This is a genomic window from Escherichia coli (genome assembly GCF_036503815.1).
Lineage (GTDB): Bacteria > Pseudomonadota > Gammaproteobacteria > Enterobacterales > Enterobacteriaceae > Escherichia > Escherichia coli_F.
In genome coordinates this window covers 323,377-340,935 of sequence record NZ_AP027764.1, presented here as the reverse complement: position 1 = coordinate 340,935, position 17,559 = coordinate 323,377, and the positions used below count along the sequence as shown (strand labels likewise).

At 53.8% G+C, this 17,559-nt stretch carries 21 protein-coding genes; 14 read left to right on the top strand and 7 right to left on the bottom strand.

From position 1 onward, the window contains the following. Positions 1 to 1,539: a signal recognition particle-docking protein FtsY gene (gene ftsY / locus AABJ99_RS01540; protein WP_039020641.1), complete on the bottom strand. Its 1,539-nt coding sequence runs from the start codon at positions 1,537 to 1,539 to the stop codon at positions 1 to 3. Between the two features lie 149 nt (positions 1,540 to 1,688). Here ftsY and rsmD point away from each other — a divergent pair, with 149 nt between their 5' ends. Further along, positions 1,689 to 2,285: a 16S rRNA (guanine(966)-N(2))-methyltransferase gene (gene rsmD / locus AABJ99_RS01535; protein WP_000743193.1), complete on the top strand. Its 597-nt coding sequence runs from the start codon at positions 1,689 to 1,691 to the stop codon at positions 2,283 to 2,285. After that, positions 2,275 to 2,544 (top strand): DUF1145 family protein, encoded by a 270-nt coding sequence (gene yhhL / locus AABJ99_RS01530; protein WP_032185343.1) that lies wholly within the window; start codon positions 2,275 to 2,277, stop codon positions 2,542 to 2,544. The genes rsmD and yhhL overlap by 11 nt, the downstream gene beginning before the upstream one ends. Before the next feature lie 2 nt (positions 2,545 to 2,546). On the opposite strand, the gene yhhM is transcribed toward yhhL, so the two are convergent. Then, positions 2,547 to 2,906: a DUF2500 domain-containing protein gene (gene yhhM / locus AABJ99_RS01525; protein ID WP_039020642.1), complete on the bottom strand. Its 360-nt coding sequence runs from the start codon at positions 2,904 to 2,906 to the stop codon at positions 2,547 to 2,549. A gap of 140 nt (positions 2,907 to 3,046) precedes the next feature. Between yhhM and yhhN the strand changes: the two genes are divergently transcribed. Both yhhN and zntA read left to right on the top strand, forming a co-directional pair. Beyond that, positions 3,047 to 3,673, top strand: coding sequence for a lysoplasmalogenase (gene yhhN / locus AABJ99_RS01520; protein WP_000964718.1), 627 nt, complete (start codon positions 3,047 to 3,049; stop codon positions 3,671 to 3,673). A gap of 73 nt (positions 3,674 to 3,746) precedes the next feature. Then, complete coding sequence (gene zntA / locus AABJ99_RS01515) at positions 3,747 to 5,945, top strand: Zn(II)/Cd(II)/Pb(II) translocating P-type ATPase ZntA (RefSeq protein WP_039020643.1); 2,199 nt, start codon at positions 3,747 to 3,749, stop codon at positions 5,943 to 5,945. Positions 5,946 to 5,977: 32 nt separating this feature from the next. Here zntA and AABJ99_RS01510 read toward each other — a convergent pair whose 3' ends face one another. Beyond that, entirely contained in the window at positions 5,978 to 6,286 is a 309-nt protein-coding gene (locus tag AABJ99_RS01510; RefSeq protein ID WP_000385055.1) for a hypothetical protein, read from the bottom strand. 214 nt (positions 6,287 to 6,500) lie between these two features. Further along, positions 6,501 to 6,746, bottom strand: coding sequence for a sulfurtransferase TusA (gene tusA, locus AABJ99_RS01505; RefSeq protein WP_000130623.1), 246 nt, complete (start codon positions 6,744 to 6,746; stop codon positions 6,501 to 6,503). Positions 6,747 to 6,965: 219 nt separating this feature from the next. Between tusA and yhhQ the strand changes: the two genes are divergently transcribed. Together yhhQ and dcrB are read left to right on the top strand one after the other, a co-directional pair. Next, the gene (gene yhhQ, locus AABJ99_RS01500) at positions 6,966 to 7,631 is read left to right on the top strand and encodes a 7-cyano-7-deazaguanine/7-aminomethyl-7-deazaguanine transporter (RefSeq protein ID WP_001100467.1); all 666 of its coding nucleotides are present in this window, start codon (positions 6,966 to 6,968) and stop codon (positions 7,629 to 7,631) included. 72 nt (positions 7,632 to 7,703) lie between these two features. Then, positions 7,704 to 8,261, top strand: a complete 558-nt coding sequence (gene dcrB, locus AABJ99_RS01495) for a phage sensitivity protein DcrB (RefSeq protein WP_001245295.1) — start codon at positions 7,704 to 7,706, stop codon at positions 8,259 to 8,261. A gap of 3 nt (positions 8,262 to 8,264) precedes the next feature. Here the strand turns inward: dcrB and yhhS are convergent, their stop codons facing one another. Continuing rightward, positions 8,265 to 9,515: an MFS transporter gene (gene yhhS, locus AABJ99_RS01490; protein WP_148936334.1), complete on the bottom strand. Its 1,251-nt coding sequence runs from the start codon at positions 9,513 to 9,515 to the stop codon at positions 8,265 to 8,267. A 98-nt stretch (positions 9,516 to 9,613) separates the two neighbouring features. On the opposite strand from yhhS, the gene yhhT reads away from it, so the two are divergent. The 8 genes from yhhT to nikR all read left to right on the top strand — a co-directional run bounded on the left by yhhT (position 9,614) and on the right by nikR (position 16,737). Continuing rightward, on the top strand, positions 9,614 to 10,663 hold the full coding sequence (yhhT, locus tag AABJ99_RS01485; RefSeq protein ID WP_000449758.1) for an AI-2E family transporter: 1,050 nt from the start codon (positions 9,614 to 9,616) through the stop codon (positions 10,661 to 10,663). Positions 10,664 to 10,717: 54 nt separating this feature from the next. After that, positions 10,718 to 11,305: a 4'-phosphopantetheinyl transferase AcpT gene (acpT, locus tag AABJ99_RS01480; RefSeq protein WP_032185350.1), complete on the top strand. Its 588-nt coding sequence runs from the start codon at positions 10,718 to 10,720 to the stop codon at positions 11,303 to 11,305. A 110-nt stretch (positions 11,306 to 11,415) separates the two neighbouring features. Next, complete coding sequence (gene nikA / locus AABJ99_RS01475; protein ID WP_039020645.1) at positions 11,416 to 12,990, top strand: nickel ABC transporter substrate-binding protein; 1,575 nt, start codon at positions 11,416 to 11,418, stop codon at positions 12,988 to 12,990. After that, a complete protein-coding gene (nikB, locus tag AABJ99_RS01470) occupies positions 12,990 to 13,934 on the top strand; it encodes a nickel ABC transporter permease subunit NikB (RefSeq protein WP_000947080.1) in 945 nt (314 codons plus the stop codon). The genes nikA and nikB overlap by 1 nt, the downstream gene beginning before the upstream one ends. After that, complete coding sequence (gene nikC, locus AABJ99_RS01465) at positions 13,931 to 14,764, top strand: nickel ABC transporter permease subunit NikC (RefSeq protein WP_039020647.1); 834 nt, start codon at positions 13,931 to 13,933, stop codon at positions 14,762 to 14,764. Before nikB ends, nikC begins: the two co-directional genes overlap by 4 nt. After that, positions 14,764 to 15,528 (top strand): nickel import ATP-binding protein NikD, encoded by a 765-nt coding sequence (gene nikD / locus AABJ99_RS01460; protein WP_039020648.1) that lies wholly within the window; start codon positions 14,764 to 14,766, stop codon positions 15,526 to 15,528. The genes nikC and nikD overlap by 1 nt, the downstream gene beginning before the upstream one ends. Then, the gene (gene nikE / locus AABJ99_RS01455; RefSeq protein WP_039020649.1) at positions 15,525 to 16,331 is read left to right on the top strand and encodes a nickel import ATP-binding protein NikE; all 807 of its coding nucleotides are present in this window, start codon (positions 15,525 to 15,527) and stop codon (positions 16,329 to 16,331) included. Before nikD ends, nikE begins: the two co-directional genes overlap by 4 nt. A 4-nt stretch (positions 16,332 to 16,335) precedes the next feature. Continuing rightward, positions 16,336 to 16,737 (top strand): nickel-responsive transcriptional regulator NikR, encoded by a 402-nt coding sequence (gene nikR, locus AABJ99_RS01450; protein ID WP_001190062.1) that lies wholly within the window; start codon positions 16,336 to 16,338, stop codon positions 16,735 to 16,737. A gap of 119 nt (positions 16,738 to 16,856) precedes the next feature. Here nikR and AABJ99_RS01445 read toward each other — a convergent pair whose 3' ends face one another. After that, the gene (locus tag AABJ99_RS01445; protein WP_000593555.1) at positions 16,857 to 17,216 is read right to left on the bottom strand and encodes a type II toxin-antitoxin system HicB family antitoxin; all 360 of its coding nucleotides are present in this window, start codon (positions 17,214 to 17,216) and stop codon (positions 16,857 to 16,859) included. Continuing rightward, the gene (locus tag AABJ99_RS01440; RefSeq protein WP_001260301.1) at positions 17,213 to 17,488 is read right to left on the bottom strand and encodes a type II toxin-antitoxin system HicA family toxin; all 276 of its coding nucleotides are present in this window, start codon (positions 17,486 to 17,488) and stop codon (positions 17,213 to 17,215) included. Before AABJ99_RS01440 ends, AABJ99_RS01445 begins: the two co-directional genes overlap by 4 nt. Positions 17,489 to 17,559 lie beyond the last annotated feature (71 nt).

The following is a 17,559-nucleotide window of genomic DNA, read 5'->3' as shown; positions in this document are numbered from 1 at the left end:
TTAATCCTCTCGGGCAAAAAGTGCCTCTATAAAGTCGTCCGCTTTAAACGGACGCAAATCCTCAATACGTTCGCCGACACCAATGTAGCGGATAGGGATACCAAACTGGTCAGCCACCGAGAAAATTACCCCGCCTTTCGCCGTGCCGTCCAGTTTCGTTAGCGTGATGCCGGTTAAGCCAACGGCTTCGTGGAACAGTTTGGCCTGGCTTACTGCATTCTGCCCGGTACTGGCGTCGATAGTCAGCATAACTTCATGCGGAGCTTCAACGTCGAGTTTCTTCATCACGCGGACGATTTTCTTCAACTCTTCCATCAAGTGCGATTTGTTCTGCAGGCGTCCGGCGGTATCGGCAATCAAAACGTCGATGTTACGCGCTTTAGCGGCCTGAATGGCGTCGAAGATAACAGAAGCGGAATCCGCACCGGTATGCTGGGCAATCACCGGAATATTATTACGCTGACCCCAGACCTGAAGCTGTTCAACCGCTGCTGCACGGAAAGTATCGCCCGCCGCCAGCATCACTGATTTACCCTGCTGCTCAAACTGACGCGCCAGCTTACCAATCGTCGTGGTTTTACCCACACCGTTGACGCCCACCATCAGGATCACGAACGGCGTTTTACCCTCAACGTTCAGCGGTTCATCGACTTTCGCCAGAATCTCACCCATCTCTTCTTTCAGTAGGCCATAGAGCGCCTCGGCATCACGAAGCTGCTTGCGGGTCGCACCTTCTGTCAGATTGGTGATAATTTTACGCGTGGTTTCCACGCCCACATCGGCGATGAGCAATTGCTCTTCCAATTCTTCAAACAGATCATCGTCGATTTTTTTACCGCGGAACAGGCTGATAAATCCGGAACCGAGGTTTTCTTTGGTTTTTAACAGGCTGCGTTTCAGGCGCGCGAAGAAACCTTCTTTGGTCGGTTTTTCCTGCTCCTGAGCGATTTCTTCCACCGGCTGCTCTTCTTCTGCCGGAGGAACCACCATCACCGCCTCTTCTGCCGCTTCGGCAGCCAGCGCCTGTGCTTCCAGCTCTTCGTCGGTGATTTCGTCTTTAGCCGCTTCTTCTTCCGCCGCTTCGACAATCTCTACGGTTTCCGCTTCGGCCTGCCACTCTTCTGGCGAAACCTCTTCGGCTTTGACGTCTTCCGGCAACGGCAGCTCTTCACGCTCGATAGCCACAGGCTCTGGCGTAACTTTAGGTTCAATGACTGACGCTGGCGTTTCTTCAACTATCGTTTCCGGCTCAGTAATAACTTCCGGTTCAGCAACAGCTTCAGGCTGCGCTTTTTCACTTTCAGCAACCTGTTCAGTAACTTCCACAACTTCGGCAGCAAAAGTTTCCGCCTCGGCTTCAGTATGCGCCTGCGGCTGCTCTTCAACGGCTTGTTCAGAAGCCTTCGCAGGCTCTTGCGCCGGAACGATTTCTTCTACAACCGGTTGTTCGTTCTGGACTTCTGTCTCTTTTTCCGGGGTCTGCTCTTTTTGACCAAAGCCCAGCCAGGAAAAAAAGCCACGTTTTTTTTCTTTCGCCATTTGCGACTACACTCCTCGCTGTTGCTTCATGGCACAGCGTTAACGCTATGTACATAGCAGCTAAAAAAATGATGAAATAGTCTATCACTTAACTTAATTCACATCACCGCCTGCAAGTATGTGTTATCTGGCGGATTGAGCAATTTATCATGAAAAAACCGAATCATTCCGGCAGCGGCCAAATCCGCATTATTGGCGGGCAGTGGCGAGGCCGTAAACTCCCGGTTCCTGATAGCCCAGGTCTGCGCCCCACCACCGACCGCGTACGCGAAACGTTGTTTAACTGGCTGGCTCCGGTCATTGTTGACGCCCAATGTCTGGATTGCTTCGCCGGGAGCGGCGCGCTGGGGCTGGAAGCGTTATCGCGCTACGCTGCGGGGGCCACGTTGATTGAGATGGATCGCGCGGTTTCTCAACAGTTAATTAAGAATCTGGCGACACTAAAAGCAGGCAATGCACGCGTGGTGAACAGCAACGCGATGTCATTCCTGGCGCAAAAAGGCACACCGCATAATATCGTTTTTGTCGATCCACCGTTCCGCCGTGGCTTGTTAGAAGAGACGATAAATTTACTGGAAGATAACGGCTGGCTGGCTGACGAAGCCCTGATTTATGTCGAAAGCGAAGTCGAAAACGGGCTCCCCACCGTTCCGGCGAACTGGTCATTGCATCGGGAAAAAGTGGCAGGTCAGGTGGCTTACCGCCTGTATCAACGCGAAGCACAAGGAGAAAGTGATGCTGATTAATATTGGTCGTGTGTTAATGCTCTGTGTTTGGGGATTTTTAATCCTCAACCTGGTGCATCCCTTCCCGCGTCCGCTGAATATTTTCGTTAACGTGGCGCTGATTTTCACCGTGCTGATGCATGGTATGCAGCTGGCGCTGTTGAAATCCACTTTACCGAAAGATGGCCCGCAGATGACCACCGCCGAAAAGGTGCGGATTTTCCTTTTCGGCGTGTTTGAACTGCTGGTCTGGCAGAAGAAATTTAACGTTAAAAAATAACCTTATTGTTTGCTGACAAAGCTGACAAAGCGCGTTCCTTTATAGCTCAGCATACCTTTATCGCCCACTGTCAGGGCATGGTACTGCTGGGCATCGAGGCGAAAGGTCTGTTCCACTCCTCCGCTTTGCGGTTTGAAGCTCGCCTCATAGCGCATGCTGGTACCAGCCGGTGTCACTTCCTGCTGGCGCGAACGGCGATCGTTAATCGGTTTTTCCCGCTTATTGCTCACCACCACCAACTTTTGCTGGAGTGGCGCTATATCATTATCAGCTTTTTCCCGTCGTTGTTGCATAAAACGAAACGATGCGGCGACGATAATTAAGCCAATGATAACAATAAAGAAAAGAGGTGGTTTGCTCATCTTTATCCCTCATCGGAAAATGCGGAAATAAGCATACCCTGCCAGTTATGGTGTTGTCATCCGTCCACCCTCGCCACTAAACTGGAAGCAAGACCGTAGGCATTCCGCTTACGAAAAAATAACGAATTCAAGGAACTAAGATGCTTTGGTCGTTTATCGCAGTCTGTCTTTCCGCATGGCTATCTGTGGATGCATCGTATCGCGGGCCAACCTGGCAACGCTGGGTGTTTAAACCGTTAACCCTTCTTCTCCTGCTGTTACTGGCATGGCAAGCGCCGATGTTCGACGCCATTAGTTATCTGGTGCTGGCAGGGCTGTGCGCTTCACTGCTGGGCGATGCGCTAACCCTGTTGCCACGTCAACGTCTGATGTACGCCATCGGCGCGTTTTTCCTCTCGCACCTGTTGTACACCATCTATTTCGCCAGCCAGATGACGCTCTCTTTCTTCTGGCCTTTGCCGCTGGTGTTGCTGGTGCTGGGTGCGCTGTTACTGGCGATTATCTGGACGCGTCTGGAAGAGTATCGTTGGCCTATCTGCACGTTTATCGGCATGACGCTGGTGATGGTATGGCTGGCAGGTGAACTGTGGTTCTTCCGTCCAACCGCTCCAGCGCTCTCTGCGTTTGTCGGCGCTTCGTTGCTGTTTATAAGTAACTTTGTCTGGCTGGGTAGTCACTATCGCCGACGCTTCCGTGCGGACAACGCGATTGCTGCGGCCTGCTACTTTGCCGGACATTTCCTCATCGTCCGCTCGCTGTATCTCTGATAAAACTTGACTCTGGAGTCGACTCCAGAGTGTATCCTTCGGTTAATGAGAAAAAACTTAACCGGAGGATGCCATGTCGACTCCTGACAATCACGGCAAGAAAGCCCCTCAATTTGCCGCGTTCAAACCGCTGCCCACGGTTCAGAACGCCAACGACTGTTGCTGCGACGGCGCATGTTCCAGCACGCCAACGCTCTCTGAAAACGTCTCCGGCACCCGCTATAGCTGGAAAGTCAGCGGCATGGACTGCGCCGCCTGTGCGCGCAAGGTAGAAAATGCCGTGCGCCAGCTTGCAGGCGTAAATCAGGTGCAGGTGCTGTTCGCCACCGAAAAACTGGTGGTTGATGCCGACAATGACATCCGTGCACAAGTTGAATCAGCGGTGCAAAAAGCAGGCTACTCCCTGCGCGATGAACAGGCAGCCGCAGAACCGCAAGCATCACGCCTGAAAGAGAACCTGCCGCTGATTACGCTTATCGTGATGATGGCAATCAGCTGGGGGCTAGAGCAGTTTAATCATCCGTTCGGTCAACTGGCGTTTATCGCGACCACACTGTTTGGGCTGTACCCGATTGCGCGCCAGGCATTACGGCTGATCAAATCGGGCAGCTACTTCGCCATTGAAACGTTAATGAGCGTAGCCGCCATTGGCGCGCTGTTTATTGGCGCAACGGCTGAAGCTGCGATGGTGTTGCTGCTGTTTTTGATTGGTGAACGACTGGAAGGCTGGGCCGCCAGCCGCGCGCGTCAGGGCGTTAGCGCGTTAATGGCGCTGAAACCAGAAACCGCCACGCGCCTGCGTAACGGTGAGCGGGAAGAGGTGGCGATTAACAGCCTGCGCCCTGGCGATGTGATTGAAGTTGCCGCAGGTGGACGTTTGCCTGCCGACGGTAAACTGCTCTCGCCCTTTGCCAGTTTTGATGAAAGCGCCCTGACCGGCGAATCCATTCCGGTGGAGCGCGCGACGGGCGATAAAGTCCCTGCAGGCGCCACCAGCGTAGACCGTCTGGTAACGCTGGAAGTGCTGTCAGAACCGGGTGCCAGCGCCATTGACCGGATTCTGAAACTGATCGAAGAAGCCGAAGAGCGCCGCGCGCCCATTGAGCGGTTTATCGACCGTTTCAGCCGTATCTACACGCCCGCGATTATGGCCGTCGCCCTGCTGGTAACGCTGGTGCCGCCGCTGCTGTTTGCCGCCAGCTGGCAAGAGTGGATTTATAAAGGACTGACGCTGCTGCTGATTGGCTGCCCGTGTGCGTTAGTTATCTCCACGCCTGCGGCGATAACCTCCGGGCTGGCGGCAGCAGCGCGTCGTGGGGCGTTGATTAAAGGCGGTGCGGCGCTGGAACAACTAGGTCGTGTTACCCAGGTGGCGTTTGATAAAACCGGCACGCTGACCGTCGGTAAACCGCGCGTTACCGCGATTCATCCGGCAACGGGTATTAGTGAATCTGAACTGCTGACACTGGCAGCGGCGGTCGAGCAAGGCGCGACGCATCCACTGGCGCAAGCCATCGTACGCGAAGCACAGGTTGCTGAACTCGCCATTCCCGCCGCCGAATCACAGCGGGCGCTGGTCGGGTCTGGTATTGAAGCACTGATTAACGGTGAGCGCGTGTTGATATGCGCTGCCGGAAAACATCCGGCTGTTGCATTTGCTGGTTTAATTAACGAACTGGAAAGCGCCGGGCAAACGGTAGTACTGGTGGTGCGTAACGATGAAGTACTGGGTGTCATTGCATTGCAGGATACCCTGCGCGCCGACGCCGCAACTGCCATCAGCGAACTGAGCGCCCTGGGTGTCAAAGGGGTGATCCTCACTGGCGATAATCCCCGCGCCGCGGCGGCAATCGCCGGTGAACTGGGGCTGGAATTTAAAGCGGGCCTGTTGCCAGAAGATAAAGTCAAAGCGGTGACCGAGCTGAATCAACATGCGCCTCTGGCGATGGTCGGTGACGGTATTAACGACGCGCCCGCCATGAAAGCTGCCGCCATAGGGATTGCAATGGGCAGTGGCACAGATGTGGCGCTGGAAACCGCCGACGCGGCGTTGACGCATAATCACCTGCGCGGCCTGGCGCAGATGATTGAACTGGCACGCGCCACTCACGCCAACATCCGCCAGAACATCACCATTGCATTGGGGCTGAAAGGGATCTTCCTCGTCACCACGCTATTAGGAATGACTGGCCTTTGGCTGGCGGTGCTGGCAGATACGGGTGCAACAGTGCTGGTGACGGCGAATGCGTTAAGGTTGTTGCGCAGGAAGTAAAAGTGTTGCCTGATAGCCTCTGGCTATCAGGCTTAGTGCTGAGGCGGGAACGGCGGCATAGTCAGGAAAGCATAATAAAGAGCTAACATCAGAATGACGGAGATAACACAGCATGCAGCAACCAGGCGGGATGCTATGGATGGCCTTTTGAACATCAACCACAGGGCATAAGCAAGCCCGACACCGTTAAGTAAAGGTAAAAAAATCATTAGCCAGAGCCAACCCCAGGCAAGTACCCCCAGCCATCCCCCCACGACGATAAAAACAGGGATCAGCCAATTGGGGGTGAAGATCGCGAGCAATCCCAGCAATGCCAGACAAACTGGAATTAAATAATCCATTTGTGCATTCCATTACGTTTGCGTGCCGGATGCGGCGTAAACGCCTTATCTGGCCTACACAGGGCATTGAACTCGTAGGCATGATAAGACGCGACAGCGTCGCATCAGGCATTGCGCACCGTATCGCCAGATGCAGCTTGAACGCCTTATCCGTCCTACAAACCGGTTGCAAGCCGCAAAATTGAGCGCGATCGGTCCGCTAGCCTGATCCACCTTACCCCGATTTGCGAATCAAATAACGATAAGGCAGTCCATCGGTCTCTTTCGCAACCAGTTCGTGTTCCATAAAGGTACAAAACCCAGGAATATCGCGTGTCGTCGCCGGATCGTCAGCAATAATCAGCAACGTTTCACCTGGCTGCATATTGCGCACAGTTTTGCGCACCATCATTACTGGTTCCGGGCAGCGCAGGCCAAGTGCGTCGAGTGTGTGGTCAGGGCTGGAAAAGAGATCGGTCATTTTCTTCTCATCACATAAAAAACAGCGCTAGTTTACGCCCTGTGAGTCCGTAAGCAAACCAGGTTAACGATTGCGTGAAAATTAACCATTGCATTGTCAACGTAAAGCAGTATCATGCGGCGGCTCGAAAAAAGGGTCAGCACGTTATTATGTTAAGGTAACAGACGTGTCGTACGTATTGGGTTCCCTCACCCCAATGGTTAATCAAAAAGGTACAATATGAACGTTTTCTCGCAAACTCAACGCTATAAGGCGTTGTTCTGGTTATCGTTATTTCATCTGTTGGTGATCACCTCCAGTAACTATCTGGTTCAGCTTCCCGTATCCATTTTTGGTTTCCATACCACCTGGGGCGCGTTTAGCTTTCCGTTTATTTTCCTTGCTACCGACCTGACTGTGCGTATTTTTGGCGCACCGCTGGCCCGTCGTATCATCTTTGCGGTGATGATCCCGGCGTTACTGATCTCCTACGTCATCTCGTCGCTGTTCTATATGGGTTCCTGGCAGGGATTCGGCGCGCTCGCCCACTTCAACCTGTTTGTCGCCCGTATCGCCACCGCCAGTTTCATGGCCTACGCGCTGGGGCAAATCCTCGACGTGCACGTTTTTAACCGCCTGCGTCAGAGTCGTCGCTGGTGGCTGGCACCGACGGCTTCCACCCTGTTTGGTAACGTCAGCGACACGCTGGCCTTCTTCTTCATTGCCTTCTGGCGCAGCCCCGATGCCTTTATGGCTGAACACTGGATGGAAATCGCGCTGGTCGATTACTGTTTCAAAGTGTTAATCAGTATCGTTTTCTTCCTGCCAATGTATGGCGTATTACTCAATATGCTGTTGAAAAGACTGGCAGATAAATCCGAAATCAACGCTTTGCAGGCGAGTTAAAGGTTCGTTATCAGAGTTGTGATAAGATGGATGAATGAGCCGTTATGGCCGTTTATCGAAAGGAAGAAGTCAATGCGCAATCTGGTTAAATATGTCGGAATTGGCCTGCTGGTTATGGGGCTTGCGGCCTGTGATGATAAAGACACTAACGCTACGGCGCAGGGTTCGGTCGCGGAAAGTAACGCTACCGGGAATCCCGTCAACCTGCTTGATGGCAAGTTAAGTTTCTCGCTGCCAGCGGATATGACCGACCAGAGCGGTAAGCTGGGAACGCAGGCTAATAACATGCATGTCTGGTCCGACGCCACCGGGCAAAAAGCAGTCATCGTCATCATGGGCGATGATCCGAAAGAAGATCTGGCGGTGCTGGCGAAGCGCCTGGAAGATCAGCAACGTAGCCGCGATCCACAGCTGCAAGTAGTGACCAACAAAGCCATTGAGCTGAAAGGTCACAAAATGCAGCAGTTAGACAGCATTATCTCCGCGAAAGGCCAGACGGCGTACTCTTCCGTTATTCTGGGTAACGTGGGTAATCAACTGCTGACCATGCAAATTACGCTGCCAGCTGACGATCAGCAAAAAGCACAGACCACCGCAGAAAACATCATTAATACGCTGGTTATTCAGTAAGTTTTAAGATGATGAGATGGCCTCAGGTACTTCCACCGGAGGCCGTTTTTTTAATCGCCACGTCAGTAATAACGCGATTGCGACCAGTCCCGCCGCCGCCAGATAAATCACCGGGACGCCCGCCCAACTCATCACCAGCCCAGCCAGTGGTCCGGTCACGCCAAGCGATAAATCCATAAATACGGTGTAAGTTGCCAGCGCCGCCCCCTGATTTTGCTGCGGAACCGCTTTTACCGCCACTACGCCCAATGCCGGGAACACCAGCGAAAACCCCGCCCCCGCGAGTAAGACGCCAATTTTCGCCATCCACGGCATAGTCGCCACGCCAACCAGTAGCAGGCCGATTATCTCAACGCTAAAGCAGAGCATCGCCACATTTAAGCCGCCGATACGGTTAATGCCGTTAGGAAATAACAAACGCGTACCGACAAACGCACAGCTAAACAGCGTCAACGCGAAAGCCGCACCGTCCCAACCTTTAGCGTCATAAAACAGCGTGATAAAAGTGGCGATAACGCCAAATCCGGCGGAAGCCAGTGCCAGCGCCATGCCGTACAGCCAGACGCGCCCAAGCACCGCGCGAAACGGCAGCGGTTTGCCTTTACTGGCTTTTACCTTCGGACGCGGGATCGCCAACAAAATGGCCACCAGCGCCACGCCCATAATGATTAACGCTAACGCCTGCAAGCCGCCCCAGTGATAAAACACGACACCTAACGGCGCACCCATCGCCATCGCCCCGTAAGTGACAATGCCGTTCCACGAAATCACCCGCCCGATATGCAGCGAACCAACCACGCCAACGCCCCATAGGGTCGATCCCGTTCCGGCAAAACTTTGCCCAATCCCAAGGATCACGCGCCCCAGGCACAGTAATAACAGGCTGATGACGGGCAGACTGGCGGTTAATCCTGCCGTCAGATAACCCAGCCCGCTCAAAAAGCAGCCGCACAAACCGAAGACGACAATTTTTTTGGGTCCCAGCAAATCGGCGTAACGTCCGGCATGAGGGCGGCTCAGCAAGGTGGCGAAATATTGCAGGCTGATAACCAATCCTGCCCAGAAAGCGCTAAAGCCCATCACATCATGGACATAGCCCGGTAATACAGCGAGCGGCAACCCGATGGTGAGGTAGCTGGCGAAGTTAAACATGACAATGGAGACAATGCGCAAATTCAGGCGCAATCCGTTTAGCGCGGGTTCGGCTACGGGTTCGGGCATGAGGATCACCACATTTTTACAACAGTGTTTCATTTTTACCACGTGCTGACGTGAAAATCAGCAGTAAGAATCAGAATATTGCTGGCGTGACTCCCGCTACACTTAATACAAAAAGTCACAAGGAAGCCCCAATGGAAACCCCTCAACCCGATAAAACGGGCATGCACATTCTGCTTAAACTGGCCTCGCTGGTAGTGATCCTCGCGGGCATTCACGCAGCGGCAGATATCATTGTGCAACTGTTACTGGCGCTGTTTTTTGCCATCGTCCTCAACCCGCTCGTCACCTGGTTTATTCGTCGCGGAGTACAACGCCCCGTTGCCATTACGATTGTGGTGGTGGTGATGCTGATCGCACTAACCGCGCTGGTCGGCGTACTGGCGGCATCGTTTAACGAATTTATCTCTATGCTGCCGAAGTTTAATAAGGAGCTGACGCGCAAACTTTTTAAATTGCAGGAGATGTTGCCTTTTCTTAATTTGCATATGTCGCCGGAGCGAATGCTGCAGCGGATGGACTCGGAAAAAGTGGTTACCTTCACCACGGCGCTAATGACCGGGCTTTCCGGGGCAATGGCGAGCGTGCTTTTGCTGGTGATGACCGTAGTTTTCATGCTGTTTGAAGTGCGCCACGTCCCTTACAAAATGCGTTTTGCGTTGAATAATCCACAGATTCACATCGCCGGACTACACCGCGCCTTAAAAGGTGTTTCGCACTATCTTGCATTGAAGACACTGCTAAGTTTATGGACAGGCGTAATCGTCTGGCTGGGGCTGGCGCTAATGGGCGTACAGTTTGCGCTGATGTGGGCAGTACTGGCGTTTTTGCTCAACTACGTGCCCAATATCGGCGCGGTAATTTCCGCCGTACCGCCAATGATTCAGGTGCTGCTGTTTAATGGCGTTTACGAATGTATTCTGGTCGGCGCATTGTTTTTAGTGGTCCATATGGTCATCGGCAATATTTTAGAACCGCGGATGATGGGCCATCGCCTGGGGATGTCCACCATGGTGGTATTTCTTTCATTGTTGATTTGGGGATGGCTGCTCGGCCCGGTTGGAATGCTACTTTCGGTACCATTAACCAGCGTGTGTAAAATCTGGATGGAAACCACCAAAGGCGGTAGCAAACTGGCGATCTTACTGGGACCGGGCAGACCGAAAAGTCGATTACCGGGATGAGGCGACAAGTGATACGATACGCACTTTCATTTTCCATTAAACGTTGGCCCTGATATGTATCGGATAGTTCTGGGGAAAGTTTCGACCTTAAGCGCAGCTCCACTGCCACCGGCTTTACGCGATAAAGCACCGCAAGGTCCACGGCGCGAACGCTGGCTGGCGGGGCGTGCATTGCTTTCACACACGCTTTCCCCGCTACCTGAGATCATCTACGGCGAACAAGGCAAACCCGCATTCGCATCGGAAACGCCGCTATGGTTCAACTTAAGCCATAGCGGTGACGATATTGCCCTACTGTTGAGCGATGAAGGCGAAGTCGGCTGCGATATCGAAGTGATTCGCCCGCGTGCCAACTGGCGCTGGCTGGCGAACGCAGTGTTCAGCCTCGGAGAACATGCCGAGATGGACGCCGTGCATCCAGATCAGCAACTGGAAATGTTCTGGCGCATCTGGACACGCAAAGAAGCCATCGTTAAACAACGTGGCGGCAGCGCCTGGCAAATCGTCAGCGTAGACAGCACCTATCAGTCCTCGCTGTCAGTCAGCCATTGTCAGCTTGAAAATTTAAGTCTGGCGATCTGCACCCCTACTCCCTTTACGCTCACCGCCGACAGTGTGCAATGGATCGATTCAGTTAACTGATCAGCCCATCCGACTGCCCATCTATTGATCCAGAACAGGTTATCAGTATGACGAATACTTAAAATCGTCATACTTATTTCCGCCATCTATTTTAATCCATTGGGGTTACCATGCTCTCCACACTCCGCCGCACTCTATTTGCGCTGCTGGCTTGTGCGTCTTTTATCGTCCATGCCGCTGCACCAGATGAAATCACCACCGCCTGGCCGGTGAATGTCGGGCCACTAAACCCGCACCTTTACACACCCAACCAGATGTTCGCCCAGAGCATGGTTTATGAACCACTGGTGAAATATCAGGCAGATGGCTCGGTGAGCCCGTGGCTGGCAAAAAGCTGGACCCATTCAGAAGATGGCAAAACCTGGACCTTCACCCTGCGTGATGATGTGAAATTCTCTAACGGTGAACCGTTTGATGCAGAGGCCGCGGCAGAAAACTTCCGCGCTGTGCTCGACAACCGTCAACGTCACGCCTGGCTGGAGCTGGCAAACCAGATTGTTGATGTCAAAGCTCTCAGTAAAACCGAGCTGCAAATCACCCTGAAAAGCGCCTACTACCCTTTCCTGCAAGAACTGGCCCTGCCCCGTCCTTTCCGCTTTATCGCCCCCTCGCAGTTTAAAAACCATGAAACCATGAATGGGATTAAAGCGCCGATTGGCACCGGGCCGTGGGTTTTGCAGGAATCGAAACTGAATCAGTACGATGTCTTCGTCCGTAACGAAAACTACTGGGGCGAAAAGCCGGCGATTAAGAAGATCACTTTTAACGTCATCCCAGACCCGACTACCCGCGCAGTAGCGTTTGAAACCGGCGATATCGATCTACTATACGGTAATGAAGGGCTATTACCGCTCGATACCTTCGCCCGCTTTAGCCAGAACCCGGCTTACCACACCCAACTGTCACAGCCGATCGAAACCGTGATGCTGGCGCTCAATACTGCCAAAGCCCCCACCAACGAGCTGGCCGTACGTGAAGCGCTCAATTACGCGGTAAACAAAAAATCGCTGATCGATAACGCGTTGTATGGCACCCAGCAGGTCGCCGACACCCTGTTTGCCCCTTCCGTGCCCTATGCCAATCTCGGCCTGAAACCGCGCCAGTACGATCCGCAGAAAGCGAAAGCGTTGCTGGAACAAGCAGGCTGGACGCTGCCCGCAGGCAAAGACATCCGCGAGAAAAATGGTCAGCCGCTGCGCATTGAACTGTCGTTCATCGGCACCGATGCGTTAAGCAAATCAATGGCCGAAATCATTCAGGCTGATATGCGCCAGATTGGCGCGGATGTCACGCTGATCGGCGAAGAAGAGAGCAGTATCTATGCTCGTCAGCGCGACGGTCGTTTTGGCATGATTTTCCACCGTACCTGGGGCGCGCCATACGATCCACACGCCTTCCTGAGTTCAATGCGCGTACCGTCGCACGCTGACTTCCAGGCACAGCAAGGTTTAGCCGACAAGCCACTGATTGATAAAGAGATTGGCGAAGTGCTGGCGACACACGACGAAACACAACGTCAGGCACTGTATCGCGACATTCTGACCCGTCTGCATGACGAGGCGGTTTATCTGCCCATCAGCTATATCTCAATGATGGTGGTTTCAAAACCGGAACTGGGTAACATCCCCTACGCGCCGATCGCCACCGAAATCCCGTTCGAACAGATTAAACCGGTGAAACCTTAATGTTGCGTTATGTATTACGCCGCTTTCTGCTGCTGATCCCGATGGTGCTCGCCGCCTCGGTGATCATTTTTCTGATGCTGCGCCTCGGCACCGGCGACCCGGCGCTCGATTATCTGCGTCTGTCTAACCTACCGCCGACGCCGGAAATGCTGGCTTCTACCCGCACCATGCTGGGGCTGGATCAGCCGTTGTACGTGCAGTACGGAACCTGGTTGTGGAAAGCGCTGCATCTTGACTTTGGTATCTCATTCGCCAGCCAACGCCCGGTGCTGGACGATATGCTGACCTTCCTGCCCGCCACGCTGGAGCTGGCGGGTGCGGCGCTGGTGTTAATTCTGCTCACTTCCGTGCCGCTCGGCATCTGGGCGGCGCGCCATCGCGACCGCCTGCCGGATTTCGCCGTGCGTTTTATCGCGTTTCTTGGCGTGTCGATGCCTAACTTCTGGTTGGCGTTTTTACTGGTGATGGCATTTTCAGTGTATCTGCAATGGCTGCCCGCGATGGGTTACGGCGGCTGGCAGCATATCATTTTGCCTGCGGTTTCCATCGCCTTTATGTCGCTGGCGATTAACGCGCGTCTGCTGCGCGCCAGCATGCTGGACGTCGCCGGTCAGCGTCATGTGACCTGGGCGCGGCTGCGCGGCCTGAACGACAAACAGACCGAACGCCGCCATATCCTGCGCAATGCCTCGCTGCCGATGATCACCGCCGTGGGGATGCACATTGGCGAACTGATTGGCGGGACGATGATTATCGAAAACATCTTTGCCTGGCCGGGCGTCGGGCGCTATGCGGTGTCGGCGATTTTTAACCGTGACTATCCGGTGATCCAGTGCTTTACGCTGATGATGGTGGTGGTTTTTGTGGTCTGTAATTTGATTGTTGATTTGCTCAACGCCGCGCTGGACCCGCGCATTCGTCGTCATGAAGGAGCCCACGCGTGAACTTTTTCCTCTCTTCCCGCTGGTCGGTACGCCTGGCGCTGATCATTATCGCCCTGCTGGCGCTGATTGCGCTCACCAGCCAGTGGTGGCTGCCGTATGACCCACAGGCGATTGATCTGCCGTCGCGCCTGCTTTCACCGGATGCGCAGCACTGGCTGGGTACCGATCACTTAGGACGCGATATTTTCTCACGGCTGATGGCGGCGACCCGTGTGTCGCTTGGCTCGGTAATGGCCTGCCTGCTGTTGGTGCTGGCGTTAGGGCTGATTATTGGCGGCAGCGCCGGGCTGATTGGCGGGCGCGTTGATCAGGCCACCATGCGCGTGGCGGATATGTTTATGACCTTCCCGACGTCGATTCTGTCGTTCTTTATGGTCGGCGTGCTCGGCACCGGGTTGACCAATGTGATTATCGCCATCGCCCTGTCGCACTGGGCGTGGTACGCGCGCATGGTGCGCAGTCTGGTGATTTCACTGCGCCAGCGCGAGTTTGTGCTGGCATCACGGCTTTCTGGCGCAGGCCATGTGCGGGTGTTTATCGATCATCTGGCGGGCGCGGTGATCCCTTCACTGCTGGTGCTGGCGACGCTGGATATCGGCCATATGATGCTACACGTCGCGGGGATGTCCTTCCTCGGTCTCGGCGTGACCGCCCCGACCGCCGAATGGGGCGTGATGATTAACGATGCACGTCAGTATATCTGGACCCAGCCACTGCAAATGTTCTGGCCGGGACTGGCGCTGTTTATCAGCGTGATGGCCTTTAACCTGGTGGGTGACGCACTGCGCGATCATCTGGACCCTCATCTGGTGACGGAGCACGCACACTAATGCCGCAACAGATTGAACTACGTAATATCGCGCTACAGGCCGCGCAACCGCTGGTACACGGCGTATCGTTAACCCTGCAACGCGGACGCGTGCTGGCGTTAGTCGGCGGTAGTGGCAGCGGGAAGTCGCTGACCTGCGCTGCGACGCTGGGCATTCTGCCCGCTGGCGTTCGCCAGACGGCGGGGGAAATTTTGGCCGATGGCAAACCGGTTTCTCCCTGCGCCCTGCGCGGTATCAAAATTGCCACTATCATGCAGAACCCGCGCAGTGCCTTTAATCCGCTGCACACCATGCTCACGCACGCGCGGGAAACTTGCCAGGCACTGGGGAAACCCGCCGATGACGCCACGCTTATTGCCGCTATAGAAGCGGTAGGGCTGGAAAACGCCGCACGCGTGCTGAAGCTGTACCCGTTCGAGATGAGCGGCGGCATGTTGCAGCGCATGATGATTGCGATGGCTGTGCTATGTGAATCACCGTTTATCATCGCCGATGAACCGACCACCGATCTCGACGTGGTAGCACAGGCGCGCATCCTCGATCTGCTGGAAAGCATTATGCAAAAACAAGCACCGGGAATGCTGCTGGTCACCCATGATATGGGCGTAGTGGCGCGTCTGGCGGATGACGTGGCGGTGATGTCGCACGGTAAGATTGTTGAGCAGGGCGATGTCGAAACGCTGTTTAACGCCCCCAAACATGCGGTAACGCGCAGCCTGGTTTCTGCTCACCTCGCGCTTTATGGTATGGAGCTGGCATCATGACTTTACTTAACGTCTCCGACCTTTCACACCAGTACGCACACGGTGGATTCAGCGGTAAGCACCAGCATCAGGCAGTGCTCAATAACGTTTCGCTGACCCTGAAAAGCGGTGAAACCGTCGCCCTGCTGGGACGCAGCGGCTGCGGAAAAAGCACTCTCGCGCGGCTGCTGGTCGGGTTAGAGTCGCCCTCACAGGGAAATATTATCTGGCGCGGCGAACCGTTGGCGAAGCTCAATCGCGCGCAACGTAAAGCGTTCCGCCGTGATATTCAAATGGTGTTTCAGGACTCCATCAGCGCCGTGAATCCGCGCAAAACCGTGCGCGAGATCCTGCGTGAACCGATGCGCCACCTGCTATCGCTGAAAAAATCGGAACAACTGGCGCGTGCCAGCGAAATGCTGAAGGCGGTCGATCTTGACGATAGCGTGCTCGACAAACGCCCACCGCAGTTAAGCGGCGGTCAGCTCCAGCGCGTCTGCCTGGCACGTGCGCTGGCGGTCGAACCGAAACTGCTGATTCTGGATGAAGCCGTTTCCAACCTTGATCTCGTGTTACAGGCGGGCGTCATTCGCCTGCTGAAAAAGCTGCAACAGCAGTTTGGCACCGCCTGCCTGTTTATCACCCACGACTTACGTCTGGTGGAGCGCTTCTGTCAGCGGGTGATGGTGATGGATAACGGGCAAATTGTCGAAACCCAGGTGGTGGGAGATAAATTAACCTTTTCCTCTGACGCCGGACGTGTGCTACAAAACGCGGTATTACCCGCATTCCCAGTGCGCCGTCGCGCCACAGAAAAGGTTTAAGTCAATGCAACGAGTCACCATCACCCTTGATGACGATTTACTGGAGACGCTGGACAGCCTGAGCCAGCGTCGTGGTTATAACAACCGTTCCGAAGCTATCCGCGATATTTTGCGTAGCGCTCTGGCGCAGGAGGCCACCCAGCAGCACGGCACACAAGGTTTCGCGGTGCTGTCGTATGTGTATGAACACGAAAAACGCGACTTAGCCAGCCGTATTGTCTCCACCCAGCACCATCACCACGATCTCTCTGTTGCCACGCTGCATGTACATATCAATCACGACGATTGCCTGGAAATCGCCGTGTTGAAAGGTGACATGGGCGACGTGCAGCATTTTGCCGATGACGTTATCGCCCAGCGCGGCGTGCGGCACGGGCATTTGCAGTGCTTGCCGAAGGAAGATTGAGTTATTTCTAAAACGAGGAAAGAAAAGATATTAACTGAACTTAATTTATAAAATTAAGTTCAGTTGCATAGATAGATCCTGTAAAGGCAGATATTCTGCGTATTGTACGCCGCTAAAATTTATAAATGATTCAAACGCTCATTTAGCGTTTCAATAATATAAGTATTTACAGAGACTTGTTGCTGCGCAGCCGCATTATTAAGGCGTTCACTCAGCGATTCTGGATAGCGTAATGTAAAGGTCTTAATCTTTTCTGTACGCGCATACGGCTCAATACCCGCAGCTTTACAATCCTCAAGATACTCTCGCAGGGAAAGCTCCCCTTCTTTTTGCAGCCCCTGAATGCTGTCAGAGACAAAATCACAATAACCTGACAAGCCCAGGAATTTGCCACGAAATGCATTCAGTTCTGGCACGTAAGTGATAACAGCAGGTTGCCCGGCAATCTCCATAGAGTTTGGCGTCTTCAGTTTGATCATGGTTTTACCCCTATACTTAGTAACCAGTCACGCACGCTTTCTACAGCGCCTTTATCGGTATCTGGCGACGGATGAGGCCGATGGAAACACGCAACGCTCATATTTAGTATGAACTTACAACGCGAACCTCTTCCTTCCTTAATTTCTCCGCCTAATGCTTTAACCAGTGACTCTATATCAGACCACTTAATCCCTTGAGGAACAGGAGATTTAAATATTTGATCCAATGTATTTTTTTGTTTCTTCCGTAAAGCCTGTACCTGGGTTCTCATGGCATGTCCTTATGACTTCACTTTATGACATCAATAGTATGACATCACAATATGAAGTCAAGTTTCCCTTC

Excerpts from the sequence above, each read along its gene's own strand:
- ftsY (WP_039020641.1), bottom strand. The coding sequence starts at position 1,539 with ATGGCGAAAGAAAAAAAACGTGGCTTTTTTTCCTGGCTGGGCTTTGGT.
- rsmD (WP_000743193.1), top strand. The coding sequence starts at position 1,689 with ATGAAAAAACCGAATCATTCCGGCAGCGGCCAAATCCGCATTATTGGC.
- yhhL (WP_032185343.1), top strand. The coding sequence starts at position 2,275 with ATGCTGATTAATATTGGTCGTGTGTTAATGCTCTGTGTTTGGGGATTT.
- yhhM (WP_039020642.1), bottom strand. The coding sequence starts at position 2,906 with ATGAGCAAACCACCTCTTTTCTTTATTGTTATCATTGGCTTAATTATC.
- yhhN (WP_000964718.1), top strand. The coding sequence starts at position 3,047 with ATGCTTTGGTCGTTTATCGCAGTCTGTCTTTCCGCATGGCTATCTGTG.
- zntA (WP_039020643.1), top strand. The coding sequence starts at position 3,747 with ATGTCGACTCCTGACAATCACGGCAAGAAAGCCCCTCAATTTGCCGCG.
- AABJ99_RS01510 (WP_000385055.1), bottom strand. The coding sequence starts at position 6,286 with ATGGATTATTTAATTCCAGTTTGTCTGGCATTGCTGGGATTGCTCGCG.
- tusA (WP_000130623.1), bottom strand. The coding sequence starts at position 6,746 with ATGACCGATCTCTTTTCCAGCCCTGACCACACACTCGACGCACTTGGC.
- yhhQ (WP_001100467.1), top strand. The coding sequence starts at position 6,966 with ATGAACGTTTTCTCGCAAACTCAACGCTATAAGGCGTTGTTCTGGTTA.
- dcrB (WP_001245295.1), top strand. The coding sequence starts at position 7,704 with ATGCGCAATCTGGTTAAATATGTCGGAATTGGCCTGCTGGTTATGGGG.
- yhhS (WP_148936334.1), bottom strand. The coding sequence starts at position 9,515 with ATGAAACACTGTTGTAAAAATGTGGTGATCCTCATGCCCGAACCCGTA.
- yhhT (WP_000449758.1), top strand. The coding sequence starts at position 9,614 with ATGGAAACCCCTCAACCCGATAAAACGGGCATGCACATTCTGCTTAAA.
- acpT (WP_032185350.1), top strand. The coding sequence starts at position 10,718 with ATGTATCGGATAGTTCTGGGGAAAGTTTCGACCTTAAGCGCAGCTCCA.
- nikA (WP_039020645.1), top strand. The coding sequence starts at position 11,416 with ATGCTCTCCACACTCCGCCGCACTCTATTTGCGCTGCTGGCTTGTGCG.
- nikB (WP_000947080.1), top strand. The coding sequence starts at position 12,990 with ATGTTGCGTTATGTATTACGCCGCTTTCTGCTGCTGATCCCGATGGTG.
- nikD (WP_039020648.1), top strand. The coding sequence starts at position 14,764 with ATGCCGCAACAGATTGAACTACGTAATATCGCGCTACAGGCCGCGCAA.
- nikE (WP_039020649.1), top strand. The coding sequence starts at position 15,525 with ATGACTTTACTTAACGTCTCCGACCTTTCACACCAGTACGCACACGGT.
- nikR (WP_001190062.1), top strand. The coding sequence starts at position 16,336 with ATGCAACGAGTCACCATCACCCTTGATGACGATTTACTGGAGACGCTG.
- AABJ99_RS01445 (WP_000593555.1), bottom strand. The coding sequence starts at position 17,216 with ATGATCAAACTGAAGACGCCAAACTCTATGGAGATTGCCGGGCAACCT.
- AABJ99_RS01440 (WP_001260301.1), bottom strand. The coding sequence starts at position 17,488 with ATGAGAACCCAGGTACAGGCTTTACGGAAGAAACAAAAAAATACATTG.